The 15420-nt window shown below is 57.6% G+C and carries 13 protein-coding genes; 2 read left to right on the top strand and 11 right to left on the bottom strand.

From position 1 onward, the window contains the following. Positions 1 to 4 precede the first annotated feature (4 nt). The 4 genes from AC0ZJQ_RS15505 to AC0ZJQ_RS15520 are packed head-to-tail and all read right to left on the bottom strand — an operon-like array spanning position 5 to position 7071. Positions 5 to 1978 carry a DUF262 domain-containing protein gene (locus AC0ZJQ_RS15505; RefSeq protein ID WP_476476884.1) on the bottom strand — a complete coding sequence of 658 codons (1974 nt, stop codon included), beginning with the start codon at positions 1976 to 1978 and terminating at the stop codon, positions 5 to 7. After that, positions 1971 to 3380: a DUF262 domain-containing protein gene (locus tag AC0ZJQ_RS15510; RefSeq protein ID WP_476476885.1), complete on the bottom strand. Its 1410-nt coding sequence runs from the start codon at positions 3378 to 3380 to the stop codon at positions 1971 to 1973. The genes AC0ZJQ_RS15505 and AC0ZJQ_RS15510 overlap by 8 nt, the downstream gene beginning before the upstream one ends. Further along, positions 3377 to 4513, bottom strand: a complete 1137-nt coding sequence (locus AC0ZJQ_RS15515) for a restriction endonuclease subunit S (protein ID WP_476476886.1) — start codon at positions 4511 to 4513, stop codon at positions 3377 to 3379. Before AC0ZJQ_RS15515 ends, AC0ZJQ_RS15510 begins: the two co-directional genes overlap by 4 nt. Next, positions 4504 to 7071 (bottom strand): N-6 DNA methylase, encoded by a 2568-nt coding sequence (locus AC0ZJQ_RS15520; protein ID WP_476476887.1) that lies wholly within the window; start codon positions 7069 to 7071, stop codon positions 4504 to 4506. The genes AC0ZJQ_RS15515 and AC0ZJQ_RS15520 overlap by 10 nt, the downstream gene beginning before the upstream one ends. Before the next feature lie 275 nt (positions 7072 to 7346). On the opposite strand from AC0ZJQ_RS15520, the gene AC0ZJQ_RS15525 reads away from it, so the two are divergent. Further along, positions 7347 to 7799, top strand: a complete 453-nt coding sequence (locus tag AC0ZJQ_RS15525; RefSeq protein WP_476476888.1) for a hypothetical protein — start codon at positions 7347 to 7349, stop codon at positions 7797 to 7799. Between the two features lie 613 nt (positions 7800 to 8412). Here AC0ZJQ_RS15525 and AC0ZJQ_RS15530 read toward each other — a convergent pair. After that, positions 8413 to 8712, bottom strand: coding sequence for a hypothetical protein (locus AC0ZJQ_RS15530; RefSeq protein ID WP_476476889.1), 300 nt, complete (start codon positions 8710 to 8712; stop codon positions 8413 to 8415). Between the two features lie 569 nt (positions 8713 to 9281). On the opposite strand from AC0ZJQ_RS15530, the gene AC0ZJQ_RS15535 reads away from it, so the two are divergent. Then, positions 9282 to 9716 (top strand): hypothetical protein, encoded by a 435-nt coding sequence (locus tag AC0ZJQ_RS15535; protein ID WP_003291593.1) that lies wholly within the window; start codon positions 9282 to 9284, stop codon positions 9714 to 9716. Between the two features lie 428 nt (positions 9717 to 10144). Here AC0ZJQ_RS15535 and AC0ZJQ_RS15540 read toward each other — a convergent pair whose 3' ends face one another. Genes AC0ZJQ_RS15540 through AC0ZJQ_RS15565 form a run of 6 tightly spaced genes read right to left on the bottom strand, consistent with a single transcriptional unit; the run spans position 10145 to position 15409 of the window. Beyond that, positions 10145 to 10579 (bottom strand): lipocalin-like domain-containing protein, encoded by a 435-nt coding sequence (locus tag AC0ZJQ_RS15540; protein WP_037019955.1) that lies wholly within the window; start codon positions 10577 to 10579, stop codon positions 10145 to 10147. A 2-nt stretch (positions 10580 to 10581) separates the two neighbouring features. Then, complete coding sequence (locus AC0ZJQ_RS15545) at positions 10582 to 11430, bottom strand: alpha/beta fold hydrolase (protein WP_009868050.1); 849 nt, start codon at positions 11428 to 11430, stop codon at positions 10582 to 10584. After that, positions 11427 to 12386, bottom strand: a complete 960-nt coding sequence (locus AC0ZJQ_RS15550) for a VOC family protein (protein WP_009868047.1) — start codon at positions 12384 to 12386, stop codon at positions 11427 to 11429. Before AC0ZJQ_RS15550 ends, AC0ZJQ_RS15545 begins: the two co-directional genes overlap by 4 nt. Before the next feature lie 40 nt (positions 12387 to 12426). Further along, positions 12427 to 13185 carry an SDR family NAD(P)-dependent oxidoreductase gene (locus AC0ZJQ_RS15555; RefSeq protein ID WP_009868045.1) on the bottom strand — a complete coding sequence of 253 codons (759 nt, stop codon included), beginning with the start codon at positions 13183 to 13185 and terminating at the stop codon, positions 12427 to 12429. 15 nt (positions 13186 to 13200) lie between these two features. Then, a complete protein-coding gene (gene iaaH, locus AC0ZJQ_RS15560; RefSeq protein WP_476476890.1) occupies positions 13201 to 14649 on the bottom strand; it encodes an indoleacetamide hydrolase in 1449 nt (482 codons plus the stop codon). A 10-nt stretch (positions 14650 to 14659) separates the two neighbouring features. After that, positions 14660 to 15409, bottom strand: a complete 750-nt coding sequence (locus AC0ZJQ_RS15565; protein ID WP_009868041.1) for an aspartate/glutamate racemase family protein — start codon at positions 15407 to 15409, stop codon at positions 14660 to 14662. Positions 15410 to 15420 lie beyond the last annotated feature (11 nt).

The raw sequence follows: 15420 nt of genomic DNA on the forward strand, positions 1-15420 counted from the left end.
GGGTTTACTCGGTCACGTGTTTGCTGGCGAGGCTCTTCAGCAGCACGTCCATCATTTGCTGGTAATGCTTGCGTATGGCCTGAGCATCCCAGGGTTCGGCCTTCATCATCAGGTGCTGCTTGACGCTGTCGATGCTGTTGTTCTGATAAAACTCTTTCTTTGCCGTCGGCATGAAATTGCTGAGACGAGAGTTCTTGTCATGGCTGATCAGACACAGGTTGCCAAACGAGTTCAGAATCTCGGCATCGAGCGGAGCATGCCCAGGCAATGGATGCTGCGGGTAGTAGTGCTCCACCGAGCTGCGGAAGGTGAACTCGTAAGTTTTCACCTTCTCATCACCCTGATGTTCAAGCCAAAGCAGATAATCCAGGAAGTTAAACACCAGGTTGTTTTCGATGTTGCCGAAGCTCAAGCAAGGCTCCAGCGTTTCTGCCGTTACGCCTTCGCGGCGGGTCTGACAAATACCCCTGTTCTCGTAGATGATCGAGAAGTATTCCAAGCCCGCCTCAGGCGCCAGGAAGCGGTCAAAAACAAAAGCCTTGGCGACTGACTCCATCTGCTGCAGATAGGTCTGAGCCTCGATTTGCTCGGCGTGAAACAAGTAATGCAACGCGGCATTGAGCCAATGCTTGTAAACCAGCGTGGGCGTGGACACATGCAACGCCGAGAGCAGCATCAAGATACGCCGATTGATGCCTTCGCTGCCCTCCTCCTCGCCGAAGGTATTCACATAACTGCCACGCCCTGCGCCACCCGCTTTGCCACCGTCGTTCCACTTGAAGCGCTTAAGGCTCCAACCATCCTCGCCCTGGATGAACTCGCGCTTGATCACGTACTGGTCATACAGGTACTTGCAGCGCAGCAGATTGAAGGTGAAGCGCTTCACGGCCGCAGCCGGGTCTGGCTGCTTCAGCACATGGGTTTCAAAGATATCGAGCAGGCGTTTGTCATCCAGAGGAATATCCGCTTGCGTATCGACACGCAGCACATGCAGCAAGAAGTTGGGGAAGTTGATCACCGTATTGAAGCGCTCGGGCGCTTCTTCACCGTTACCTTCTTTTTCCGCAGTGACTGGCGACCTGCTGATGATGTCCGTGAGGGACAACTCAGCCCCCGCCTTGTAGGCCACCTCGCGCGTACGCTGCAGCGCAGCGCTCAGCTCATCAAAGTTCGCGGGCACCAACTGCCCCCAATCCTTCTCAGCAAAAACGCTGCCGCGCTGGCTGGGCGTAAAGCCCATCTGCACGTAGCGCTCCATATTCGCGCAGGCTTCCCAGACGGTGTGCAGGCAGTTCTGGCTGTGCGGGCAGTCCTGCAACGTCTCCATCATCCGCGCCTTGAGCACCTCGTGCTTCTCTAGCTGCTCGCCACGGTTGTTCATGATCTCGAAGTAATGGTTCAGGTCAGTATCCGCCGGCACCTTCACCCGCATGATCTGCACATAGCGAAACAGAAAATCCGCGAACTGCTGGGGTGAAACGTCGTTCTCTTTGAGCTTGTGCGGCAACACCTTATGGATCAGCCGATAGCCATTGAGGATGCCGGTATTGATGTGCTTTTCAGCCAGCACCTCGGCAGGGTCATCCTTGAAACGCCCCTCGAAGATGGCCGCAAAGGTCGCCCGCGAATGCTCGCGGCTATCGAAGTGGATGCTCAGGTTTGCATACCAATCGAGGTCAACCGCCTTGCTGTTCTTCAGGTAGGAGGTCAGCAACGACAGCGTTGTCAGCCGCTGCTGACCATCGATGGTTTCGAAGACGGGCGTTTTGCCGTCCGCGCGCTCATACACCACCAGGCTACCGATGTAGTAATTGCGCGCCGGTTTATCTCGCTTAGGCAGGTAGTCGATTACGTCCTGAATCAATTGGGTGATCTCACCCTCCTCCCAAGCGTAATTGCGCTGATACATCGGGATAACGTAATCATCACGGTCGCCGAGTAGCTGCCGGATGGAAAGCTGGGTGATGGCCTCACTCACGGTATTTCATCTCCCTGAAAAGCGCCTCGATTGCCTCGGTCTTGGTCGAACTGTTGCTGGTGAGTGCTTTCAGCGGTTGATTGATAACGTCAGCCGGACGAGTGGCGTCCTTGATCAGCCTGAACAGATTGTTCGCCAGCACGTAGTTATCCATGCTCGCAAGCTGCACCACCTGCATCTGCAAACGCAGGCTGTAGGCCCAGATAAAGATTTTCTCGATGGCCCGCGACAGCTCGGCGTGGCCGAACTTGTCGATGTAATAGATCAACAGACAATCGAACATCGCCCGCACATAGCGATCACCCGTGCGGGTTTTCGCCGGGTAGCTGTCGAGAACCGCCATGATCCTTGGTGCAAAGCCATCGAGCACTGAATCCCCGCCCCGCTCATGCCCATTCCAGGGCTTTCCGCTGATGCGCGCTACCTCGCTCTGGTAGTGGCTGATCAGCTCGAAGAAGCGCCGACCGTTGATGATGATTTGATCCAGATGGAAGGGAAAAGCCATCTTTCGCGATTCGATCTGGCGCTCGTATTGGCCGTTGTAGTGGTCGACAAAATGGTGGGCGATGCGCAACTGCTGCACATAGGGGTAGCTGGCCACCGTATCGAGATTCACGCCCTTGAACAGGTCACTATCGTCCTTGCTGAAATAACGCGCCGACGCCCCTTTCGACCAACTACGGATGCGGTATAGGTACTGCGCAAACAGCGTGGCCAACTCGTGGGTCTTGGTGTTTTCCCAGCGCGCCACCGTGGCGACCTTCAAATGCTCGTCACGCGGGCTGAACTCACGCAGGTGGTAGGCCTTGAGCAGATCATGTGGCTCCAGATCGCGGCCCCGCGCGTTCTGCGAGTCGAAGAACTGAAAGGCCTCCGACACATCCGCCAGCTCCACCGCCACCACCTGGCACTTGTGCAGGAAGAAGTTGATATGCACCTCGGTAAAGTCCGCACGGCTGACGATGCGCGCCACTTCGAGGTAATTGCTGTGGATGTTTCTCTGCGAAATCTCGCTGGTAAAGCGGGGGTCGACCATTAACGGCTCAAGCGCGATCAAGCGCTCGTGCAAGTCATCGCTCTCCAGCGCTTGCGCCTTGCAGCGCTGAATCAGCGCACGGGCCGCCAGCAACAGACTGATGGTGCGCTGCTGGCCATCGACGATGTTCTTCTTCTCGCCCTCGCGGTGAAACACGATGGTGCCCAGTCGGTAAGCGGACTTGTCCTTATGGATGGCGATATCGGCGAACAGTTGGTTGATATGTTTGCCCGTCCATTTGTACGGGCGCTGATATTGGGGAATCTCCAGCGCCTGATCCGCGAGCAGGTCATATACGCTGATGATGGTGCTGGGGAGTTTGGTCGTCTGCGGTCGTTGAGTGGCGTCCATGCTCAGGTCGGTCATACCAGGCGCGTCCTTCCGGTGAGCAGTTCTTGCATCATGCCTTGCTTAAGGGCGCGGGTCTTTACCAGGCGCTGCTCCAACACGGCTAGCTCGCCATCCATATCAGAAAGCACGCTTGCAATTGCATCTTGCTCAGCCATGGGCGGGAATGAGAAGAGAATTGGATTCAAATCCTTCGCATGGACATGCGGCTGCGCTCCTCCAGTTTGCGCTTTGTAGATCGCCTGTTGCTTGCTGAGTAATTGATAGAAAACAAAATCGAGACAGTAGCTTTCTGATTCGCTGATGGTAGAGCAGTCGGAAGCGAATATTGGTCCATCCCAAAGCGCGACATAACCAGCACTAGCCCCAGAAGCACTGATCGTGATGGTGCGTCCTAACCGGTTAGCTGAAGCATGGAAGTAGGCCGGCTGCTTACCTCCCGCGATTACAGGTACATCCCCTGATTTTAAGGTACTGCTTGTGATGAGCTGGCCCTTTTGAATCTGAACCACATCACCCAACCGCTTCACCTCCCACTCACCGCAGAAGCCGGGAAGACGGGTTTGACCGGAGAGGAGTTGTTGCATGGTGGCCTGTTTGAGGTCGCGCTTTTTGGCGATAAGCCGCTCCAGAGCACCCAGCAGGGCATCCACATCATGCAATGCTGTCGTGATGACGCGCTGCTCTGTTTGGTTTGGCAACACACACGGCATTTGAAGAAGAGCAGCTTTCGTTAATTTGTAGCGGCTGGCTCCCTGGCGGGTAAGAAATGGCGTGAGGTCGCGACTAGCGAAGAACCAGTAAAACCATTCGGTAAGGTTATTACTGCCTCGAACTATGTGCGCATGATTATTGACATTGAATTTTCCTTGCACCAGCAGAGTCATCGGCTGACTTCGCCACTTCAGGAAATGATCACCGTCCTCACCAATTAACGCATATTGACCCTCTACGCGATATTCATTGATCCAGCCCTGCACACTCGTTGGGCCATAGTACGGATAAGGCCCGGACATTCGCTCGCGGACGGCCTGACTCAGTGGCAACCGTAGATGATCACAAACCTCGAACGCTTGCCCAACACAACTAACCTCCCAATCCTTCGGAATAACCCCCAACTCCGTCTGCTTATAGCCAGGCTTCACTGCCATACCGCCCCCATCTTTTTCAGATGCTCGTCCACGCGAATGCCCAGCACGGCGACTTCATCGGTGAGCTGAGGCAACGGGGTGGCGTAGCGCTCACTTAGCTCACGAATACGTCCGGTCAGGGTTTGCGACACACGATCCAGCTCACCCTGTACGGCGACGGCCAGGGTGGCCAGCCACTTATCATCCACCACCAGGGTTTTGATTTCGGCTTCGCTGAGCTGCGGGTACTTGCCGTGGATCTTGTTGTCGAGGTCTTCCTCAGCCTTTTTCAGCTTGGCCTTGAGGGCGCTTTGCCGGTCGAGCAGCTTGGCATAGTCGGCCAGTACCTTGAGTTCATCCTCATAGTCCGGGTCGTTATCGATCTCGCGCTGGCGGGCCTTGATGGCTTTGGCGGTGACCTTCTGCTTGTCGCCCTCGCCTTCGACCACTTCGCTGAGCGAGCCGTCTTCGCCGCTGTGCTCTTCGAGCAGTTCGCTCAGACTTTGCTCGACGCTGGCCAACTGCGTTTCTAGCCCTGCAATGGCATCACGCTCAGCGCTGAAGTAGCGGGCAACCAGCAGCTCCACCGGAATGAGATCGGACTTGAAGCGGCGCTTGCCTTGGCTGTAGTCGTGCTTCTCGGCCCAGACCAGCTTGCCATTCTTGTCCTTCACCTTGTGCAGCTCACGCACCGCCGCACCCGACTTCCAGCCGTCGGCGCTGATCAGGTAACAGTCGTCCTGCATGGCCTCGGCCCAGTAGTCCATCAGGTGCTGATAGATGTCGTAATGGTCGAGCAAGGGTGCCTTGGCGAAGGCGCTGAGCAGGTCTTCTGAAACTTTGTAGATCAGCTCCTTGGGGTGGCTGCTGGCGGCATCGGCCGCAAAGCCTTTGAGCAGCGGCGTGCTGCTGGCCAGCCATTGCTTGAACAGTGCATCCACCTCGGCCCTGAACGCCGTGAATTGCGGGTGGCCGAAGATCACCGGCTTGACGTCGCGGTTGACCAGCTCGAAGTAACCGGCGTGGCTGGCGGGCTTGAACAGCGCCGCACGCAGCTCCGGCATCACCTGCCAGTAGCGATCCAGGGCATCGATATCCCGCTCGGGAATACCGCCGCGCAGGTGGCCGTCGATATCCTGAATATCCTCCGGCTCGGTGCTGTCGATGTAGCGCGGCAGGTTGAGGTTGAAGTCGTTCTTCGGGTCGCTGATCTCATCGAAGGCGACCATACGCGCGTAGCGTGGCACATCGACCATGCGGGTAAAGGTATCGACGATCTTGTGCACATCCTGATCGCGCAGGCGGTTTTTCGGGCCGTCTTTGATAAAGCCTTTAGCGGTATCGATCATAAAGATGCCTTTACGCGCGCTGGCATTTTCCTTGTCCAGCACCAGGATGCAGGCGGGAATACCGGTGCCGTAAAACAGGTTGGCCGGCAGGCCGATAATGGCCTTGAGGTAGCCGGAGCGGACCAGCTGTTCGCGGATTACCGCTTCGGCATTGCCACGAAACAGTACGCCGTGGGGCAGGATACAGGCGGCTTTACCATTGCTTTTCATGGAACGGATGATGTGCAGCAGGTAAGCGAAGTCGCCTTGCTTGTTCGGCGGTACGCCCCAGGCAAATCGCTGGTATGGGTCCTTCTCAGGAGTCAGACCGAGAGTCCACTTCTTGTCTGAAAATGGAGGGTTCGCCACCACATAGTCGTATGTGCGTAGCTGCTCGCCGTCCTTGAACTTGGGCGACGCCAACGTGTTGCCGGGCATGATATTGGCCGTCGGAAAATCATGCAGAATCATGTTCATGCGGGCGAGACCCGAGGTGGTCACGTCCTTCTCTTGCCCCTCCAAGGTAATGTGCTTGCCGGCCTGGTCAGCCACTTTCAGCAACAGCGAGCCTGATCCGCAGGTCGGGTCATACACCGTGGTTGAGCCCACTGAATTTGCAGGCGTGATGCCAATGACCTTGGCAATAACGCGACTGACCTCGGACGGGGTATAGAACTGCCCCTTGCTCTTGCCGCTTTCACTGGCGAAGTGGCGCATCAGGTATTCGTAAGCGTCGCCGAGGATGTCATCGTTGTCGGCACGGTTCTTCGAGAAGTCCAGCTCCGGCTTCTCGAAGATGGCCACCAGATCAGTCAACCGATCCACCAGATCCTGCCCCTCACCTAGCTTGGCTGGATCGTTGAAGTCGGGGAAATCACTGCGGGCAAGACGGGTGTTGGCATCGATCAACGGCTGGATGATCTGCGTGTTGATCTTGTCGCCGATATTGGGCTTGCCCTTGAGGGCGACCATATCCTTGAAACTGGCACCAAACGGGATGGTCACCGGCGGCGCGAAGTCATCCGAGTTGCCGTACTTGTCGGAGATGTACTTGATAAACAGCATGAACAGGACGTAGTCCTTGTACTGGCTGGCGTCCATCCCACCACGTAGCGCATCACACGAAGCCCAGAGGGAGGAGTAAAGGTCGGATTTCTTGATAGCCACGAACAATCCTTGCTGGTGTAAAAAATTAGTACGCAGGCGCGCCCCATGCCCTGCCCCGGCAATTCGCTGCAGAGACTGGCTCATCATCAGCAGATGCATTGAAGTAAGTAGGCGATAACTACCTGCGATTAACCCGCGAACCTTAACCACTTCGGCAACGTCGGGCCAGCATGGATGCGCATACAGGTAAGGTTTTGGTGCCTCCCCTAGCTGCCCATGATTAGGTGGCAGCTACAGCCACGAAGAATCGCCGCAGAGTACGAAGCGTGTCACGAAATATCGTGGCGCTTAAAGCGACCTAAAGCCTGTCAGGGCTGAGCACCTCACAACGAGGGGCCAGTCAAAAACGACACAGGTCGATGAGCAATGCCAAACCATGGGTTTTCCACGCCATTCCAAGCCGTGCGCATGCAGCTAACGCTGATATACGTAAAGTCAAAGCCCTAACGGTGACGCTGATTAGACTCGACGACGCTGGTGGCGCTCAGTGCTTGTATGGCTCGATTTCATGGCAGCAAGCAACGCACCTAAACCGCTACCTGGCTGAGCACGGGCCAAGCGTCAGCACCTATGAACAGGCCAAGACGACCCAGCAACGCGAACTGGATACCCGCTTGAGCCCAGCGCCGCAGTTTGCAGCAGATATCACTGCAGCAGACGGCATCGTGTCTCACTGCCAAGACTTTCTGGTGCAGGACTACACGTCCTATGGCTCCTGGGTAGAAACCATCTGTGGTGACTTGCATCAAGCCAGGCTAGGCATGATTAATTCGGGTGCCCAAGGAGCCCTTGCGATCTGTTTGTTTTACTGAATCGTCGTCACCTCAGCCGTCAGCGACCTCAGACCTACGGCCCAAGTCTCGCTTATCATTGAGAGCTAGAGCGACCCCACGCATTCGCGCAGGCACCGTTTTTCTCACCTTGGATAGATCAGCATCACTTGCGGGCTTAACCTTAACCGCTTCTGCTCGTCCAAGTCTTTTATCTCCGTACCGGCTAATCGAATCGGTAGCTTGGTGCCCCATGACGTATGCCATCTCAATCTCAGAAAAACCTGAGGCCTTCAGATTCGATCCAAATTGATGACGAAGCGTGTACATACTCGGCACTTTTCTTCTACCGAATAGCTCAGCGGCCACTTGATGAAGTGCCACGCGTATTGAGTCCATACTGCGGGGCTGACATTTGAAAGCAGCGAGAGCATCTCTCAAGATGCTGCAAACGCCATCGTCAGCCTCAAGCGTTCGGCTAGCGCCGCGTAAACCGTTGTGGCTAAGCTTTGCACCAGATATATGGATGCGCCGGCCGTCGATAGAAATGCCATTAAGCTCACATGGGCGCGCTCCGGTAAGAGATATCACCATCAAAGCGCCCGCTTCGACAGGCATATCTCGTTCAGCTAAACATCGGAGCCACGCCTCAAAATCAGCGGTAGAAAGCTTTTGCGGACGTCGTTGGTTTTTTTTTTTTTTTGCGCGGAAGATTCAACACAGTGACCGGATTGAGCGTCCGATTGATTTCTTGGGCAGCCCAGAAATTGCCTCGATGCTTTTGATCAAACGCCAAAGCGTTACGTAAGCGCCGGTAATAATCCGGGCGATAATCGGGGGCAGCCCGTAGCAAAGCACCAATAATATTGAGTTCATCAAGCTCAACGCCCTGCATTCGAGTCGCATAGAAGTTACTGGCCAAACTGATGTAGGCGCTTTGAGTCTCTGCGTTCATACTATTCTTCTTATTATTATTTGCGTGACACACGCCACACAATCAATTATTGCAAAAACGAAAACAAAAAAACAACAACCAAAACATTATTTTTTATATAACCCAAAAGTCAAGTATTGCAAAGGCTATAAAATCCTATCATTTCTATATCGAATTCAGGACTTTGGTTCGTTGGCCAAGGACGCACCATGTTACCTGACCCCACAAGACGACCCGCCGGGAGCAGCACATAGACCAACTGAACAGCGCTGGGTATGAGCAGGTGCTTCCACTCTTTCAGCCGATTCACATTTTAAAATGCGAGAACCAAGTAGAGTAATTTTAAATTGCGCTCACAGCCTGGGGCGGCGACGGACTGGCGCAATCGCTTACCGAGACACCACTGCCCACGACATACTGCTTATGCCACTGTTAAATTATGGGTTTTGGGCCGGACACTCACTAGATAGCCAGCCGAACGGCCTCCGGGGCGTTAACCATGGACTGTATAAAAATACAGTATAGCCTATTGCCTTTTTTAAGCGGAGCAACTTAGAATAATGAACAGAACAACAACCTGAGGAAAAAACATGTCTATCCTAATTCTTAACCGCGAGCGCGACGAAGTCGGCGGTCAATACCTAGTAGCAAGCATTCACGGTGTGGAACACTGCGTATCACTTGATGATGACTATCCGGAGCAAATCCCAGATTCAGATGATATAGTCCACCGCATTAATGCAGATGACTTCAATGAGCTTTCAGAGAAGGTACGCTCCTACGTGCGCAAGCACAGCATCGCCCCCATTCACTCACTCGATGACGTTAGGCTGCTTGCGATGCAGCTCGGCGATATGAAAGCAAAGACCTACGAAATCGACGAAGAAGGTCTTGGCCTCACGCTCCGCGACTGTAACATAGATAAAGGTGTACGCACCCTAGTTCGTAAATTTAATAGCACATATCAGGCATATCGCTGGCTGACCGAGCAACTGGATATTTTGGATTTCAATGCGCCACGGTAAGCGTGCAAGCGCTAATGTCCCGCCATTGCATTCCTAATCAAAAGCCGCATGCAACCGAGGCGCGCTATAGATAAAGACGTTTATTGACTAAATTGGCTTCAATGCGACTCGGTTAGACGTTGGCTTTATTGTAGCTCGCCTGATTAACTTGAAGGCTGCTCACTTCAAACCTTTACTGTCTCGGTAGCCTTTCATTTACTCATGCCCGGCAACCGACGCACGCTTAAAGATTGCACCAACAAAAGCGCATGGATTATGGTTCATCTACAGCAGGCGAACCATAGGCTAGCGGTTCCCGCGTAGAACGCCACTGGATACCGCGGGCCCCAAGTTAGAGTGACCGTCAGCGCACCAGCTGTACGCCGAGGAAAGAACAAAGGCAGCAAAGCTCCGGCTCCTTGTAAACGTGCCGAGCTTTGCTTATTGGCCTAGCTGGCGAGCTCGGCACGTTTCCAGCGCAGACGTGCAGTGCGAGCTTCCGGAGTGCCGTCCTCCAGTCGGGCGGTAAGCGACAGCACATCACCATCCAGCACGGCCGTGCGCTTCTGGGTGCCTCCAACCCAGTTTGGGAAGATGCTGTAGAAAACCTTGTGGGTGATGGTTCTGCCTTCTACGTCGTAATCGCCTGCGTAGGTCAAATAGCTGCTGTAGGCAGCGGCCTTCTCGACATCCTCCGCGGACCACTGACCGCCAGTGGCGAAAGATTCGCGACCTTTCTTGGCAACTACGCAAAACATGCCGTAATCACTGTACTCAATGAAGCCTTCTAGCTCGGTGCCCATTGGCTGAACCACGCGGCCGTCGTCGTACAGCTGCTCCCAAGCCAGGATGTTCCAGCGACCTTTTATGGTGTCTCGATTCATGTTCATGCTCCTGTGGAGGCAGGCTGTTCAATAAGGAAATCAACCAACAGGCGAGTGAATGCAGCGGCCCTCTCGATCTGCACCCAATGACCGCATTCGCCAAACACGTGCATCTGCGCGTGGGGGATCAGGCGCAGCATGCGATCGGAGACTTCCAGCGGGATCACCTTGTCGTCACGGCCATGGATCAGCAGCGTCTCGTGTGGCAATGAACGCAGGTCCGCTTCCGCCAAGGCGAGCATCTCAACGCCCTGCTGCCGGGGCGCCGGGAACAGCTGGGCAAAACGGGTCTGTACGTCGTCGCGGATGCTCGCCTCGTAGCGCATGCGCACCAGGTCGTCGTTGATCAGGCCGTGGTCGTAGGCAAAGACCTCCATCAGCTCGCGCATCGCCTGCAACGACGGCTGGTAACCCCAGACCTTGTCCAGACCCTCGGTGATGGGGAACGGCAGCCCCGCTGCGCCCATCAGCACCAGGCGCTGGACGCGCTGCGGATGAGATTTGGCGAACGCCAGAGCAATAGCGCCGCCGAAGGAATTGCCGACGATGGAGACACGCGGAATATCCAGCGCGTCGAGCAGCCCCACCAGCGATTGCACCCAGGTATCCGGATCCAGCTTCCAGTCGCCGGGGCAGCTGGTATAGCCGAAGCCCAGCATATCGGGCGCGATGATGCGGGCTCGCTGGGATAGTGTTGGAATCACACCGCGCCAGTTTGCCCAGGCGGTGACGCCGGGACCTGAGCCGTGAATCAGGAGGATGGCATCGCCTTCACCCTGGTCGTGGTAGTTGAGAGTGCATTCGCCAATGCGCAGGCTGTTGGCGATTTCCGGGGAAGCATTGGCAGTCATTGTCTGGCCTTCGCGGTTTGGGTGGTGGTGATGACCGGGGCGCGTACGCCCTGGGCAGCCAGGCGTTTGAGGATCTGCCGGGCTTCTTCGCGCTTGTGGTCCGGCAGCCAGGTGCGGTCATGCCCCCACAGGCTCATGCCTTGCAGTTCCTCGACCTGCCAGTCCGGGCCAACCGTGCGACTGGCCCAGCCCAGCTCGAACATCCAGCCGTCGGGGTTTTTCAGATAGAAGGAGGTGACATGGTCATTGATGTGGCGGCCGAGCGTCACGCCGATGCTGTCCGGGTTGGTCAGCGCCACGTCGTAGGCACGGCCCACGTCGTCGAAATCGTTGTACTCGAGCATCAGGTGGTAGATCTTCGCCGGGCCGCCGGTGTGGGCCAGCCCCATGGTGTGGTGGCGCGGATTGCAGTGCAGGAACTCCACGCGAAAAGGCGCGTGGGTGTAGTCGCTAACCTTGAAGCCGAAGATGTTGCGGTACAGGTGGCTGAGTTCGTCGAAATGCTCGGTTATGAGCGCCACGTGGCCCAGGCCCAAGTCGCCGGTGCGGAAACCGCCGATGGGACGCCCCGGCACAAAGGGGCTCTCGGCATCGGCCAGGCCATGGCAGACCTCGATCCGCACCCCGTCGGGGTCACGGAAATGGAACATGCCGGTGACACCGCGTAGCTGCAGTTCCTCTTCGCTGCCTTCGGTGGTCGCGTAACCGGCCTGTTCCAGGGCGACGCGGATGCGCTCGGCATCGCTGCCGTCCGCCACCTCGAACCCCATGCCCATGCTGGGTTCGCCTTCGGTTCTGCTGACCAGAAGGCGCTGCACCTTTTCATCGGCACGCAGCCGCACGCAATTTCCAGGTTGAACGACTTCGACCTGCAGGCCGATCGGGTCACGCGCCTGGTCTACCCAGGCCTCGAGATGCGGTGTCTGCACCACCACATAACTCAACGCGTTGATCATCTTGTTGTTCTCCGTGTGATCATTCCCATTATCGGGATGGCTATTGCGCCGACATGCCGCCATCCACCGAAAGCGTCGTTCCGGTGACGTAGGAGGACTGGTCGGACAGCAGCCAGAGCACTGCGGCAGTCACTTCCGCCGCTTGGCCGATACGGCGCATGGGCACCCCTTCGTCGTAGAGGTGGTCGTCGCCGCCGGTAACCCGGTCGAAGCTGGGCGTCTTGATTGGTCCCGGGCACACGGCGTTCACGCGGATGCCCTGGTTGGCGTAATCCAGCGCCACGGCCCGGGTGGCACCGACGATGCCGTGCTTGGACGCAACGTAATAGGCCGTCTCGGGCATCGCCTTGAGGCCGAAGATGGAGGCGTTGTTGACGATGGAGCCGCCTCCGCAGGCGAGCATGGCGGCCGTCTCGTACTTCATCATGTACAGCACGCCTTTGAGATTGATGTCGATGACCTCGCTCAGATCGGCCACCGGAGTCACGTGAACGGTATTGAAAGCGCGCTGCAGGCCGGCATTGTTGAACGCGCCGTCGAGCCGGCCATGGCTGTCCAAAGCCAGCGCCACCAGCGCTTCGCAATCCTCGGGGCGGGAAACGTCGGTTGGACGAAACAGTGCCTCGCCACCCAGGCCGCGAATCTCCTCGACCAGCGCCTGACCGGCCTCGACGCCACGGTTGCCAATTACCAGGCGAGCACCCTGCGCCGCCAGGGCCAGGCACACGTCCCGCCCCATGCCACTGGCACCGCCCGTCACGATCACCACCTTGCCGCACCAGCTGTTTTTCTCACTCATAACACTTCTCCCGTTTCAGGCACGCGCCACGCGACCAAAAATTCCTTCCAAAAGCTGCCCGATGGCCAGCAAGCGGCGATCACTGAACGGCGGCCCGTCCAGCTCCATGCCCACCGGCAGACCGCTGTGTTCGCCGAGCCCGACAGGAATCTGGATGCACGGCAGCCCGGCGCTGGCGGCAGGTTCGGTGTTCTGGATCAGGCGCTCGAAATTCGCCGGCTGGTTGACCTCTTCGCGCGCCAGCGGGGCGACCACGGCGGTGGTAGGGAACAGCAACGCGTCGAGGCAATGGGATTCGAACAGGTCCTGGTAGCGTTCGCGCAGCGCCTGACGCCCGCCGTTCTGGGCTGCCTTGTAAAGCGGCGAGACATCCACCAGCTGGTCGCCGACGGGCAGCTTGCGCGGCAGCACCCAGTTCTCGTAGATGTAGCGCACATCGGGGCTGTGCAGCTTCTCGGCGACCTGTTCGATGGTCATGTCGTGGCCATACTCGCGCAGGTACTCGACCATGCAGTCGTATGCCTCGTGGATAACCACCGAAAAGCCGACAGGTTCGTTCAATGCCAGCAGGCCGGCCTCCTCGATGGGAACCAGCTGGATGCCGTGGGCACCCAGTTTGTCCAGTGCGGCATTGGCCAGTTGCCGGGTATCGTCATCCAGGTTCTGCCAGCATTCGGCCGGAATCCCCAGGCGCAGTTCGCCAAGGCGGATCGACGGCAGCGCACAATCGCCGGTGATCAATCCGTCGAGCAGCGCAACATCAGCCATGCACAGGGCCATCGGGCCGACGGTGTCGCGACTGCGGGCGATGGGAATCACGCCGCGGTCGGAGTAGCGCCCCTGACTAGGTCGCAGCGAGGCGCACCCGTTGAGCGCCGGAGGGATGCGCATCGAGCCGCCGGTATCGGTACCCAGCGCCGCCAGTGCCATGCGCGCCCCCAGGGCGGCCGCACTACCTGAAGATGAACCGCCGGCGATGCGCGTGCTGTCGTACGGGTTGCGCACGCCCACTTCGCGCCCCGTATTGAAGGCGCCGTTGTAGCCCGTCGCACCGAAGGCCAGCTCGTGCATATTGGTCTTGCCGAGGATGATCGCGCCGGCCTCGCGCAGCTTGCGCACCGTGGGCGCATCTTCGGCAGGCACGAAATCGGCGAAGGCCGGCGAGCCCGCAGTGCAAGGCAGCCCGGCGCAGTGGATGTTGTCCTTGATCACGATCGGGATGCCGCTCAGAGGCTTGAGTGGCTCGCCAGTCCTGCGCGCTGCGTCGGCAGCCTGCGCGGCCGCCAGCGCCCCTTCTCGATCGAGGGTTACGTATACGTTCAGTTCGCTGCCGTCTTCGCAGCGTTCCAGGCACGCTTCCACCAACTCGGTGCTGGTTAGCACGCCGTCGCGGAATGCAGCGGCGGCTTCGGCGATGGTCAGGTCGCTGATGGCATGGGCCTCGGCGGATTCGAACATTTTCATCGAGGCACTCCTAGGCTCGGCCTTGCGTCATGAAGGCGGTGTCCTTGTTCTGTTCAGGGCTGGGGAACGCGACCTTGCTGTGGCACAAGCCAAGGTCGAGCAGCATTTCGCACTGTTTGTAGGCGATAACCCCGGGGTTTAGCACTGGTACGGGCAAGTGCTCGGCAAGGTAGGCATGGGACTGGTGCATGGTGGTCGAGCCCAGCACGATGACGTCGGCACCGTCCTCCTCAATGGCACACAGCCCCGCCTCGAGCAATTTCCCGAAGACGATGTCTTCCTTGCCCTGCAGCAGCGCCTCGGTATCCGGGCGAACGTCGATGGAACGGATCGACGCCAGGCGTGACTCCAGTCCGTATTCCTTGATGGTCTTGCGGTACAGCGGGTACCAGCGCGGCCACATCGTCAGGATGCTGAACTTGTGGCCCAGCATGCTGGCGGTGTGGAAGGCAGCGATGCCAGGCGCCAGCACCGGAATCGACAGGCGCGAGCGCAGCGCAGCGAGGCCGGAGTCGCTGACGGTGTTGATGCACACCGCATCGAACCCCTCCTCCTCGGCCTTGAGGCCGGCTTCGATCACGGCGAGCTCCATCAGCGCCATGTCGTAATAGCTGTCGGCCAGCGTCATCACCTGGCCGGCGCCGACGAAACTGACGTCGATATCTGCGCGCAGCAGCTCAGCCGGCAGTTGCGACTCCACCAGCGGGCGAGTGGCCTCGCTCATCGGTACCGGAAATATCATCTTGATGCGCTTGTTCATCGTCTGCTCCT

Source organism: Stutzerimonas sp. 21-1 (assembly GCF_056336065.1).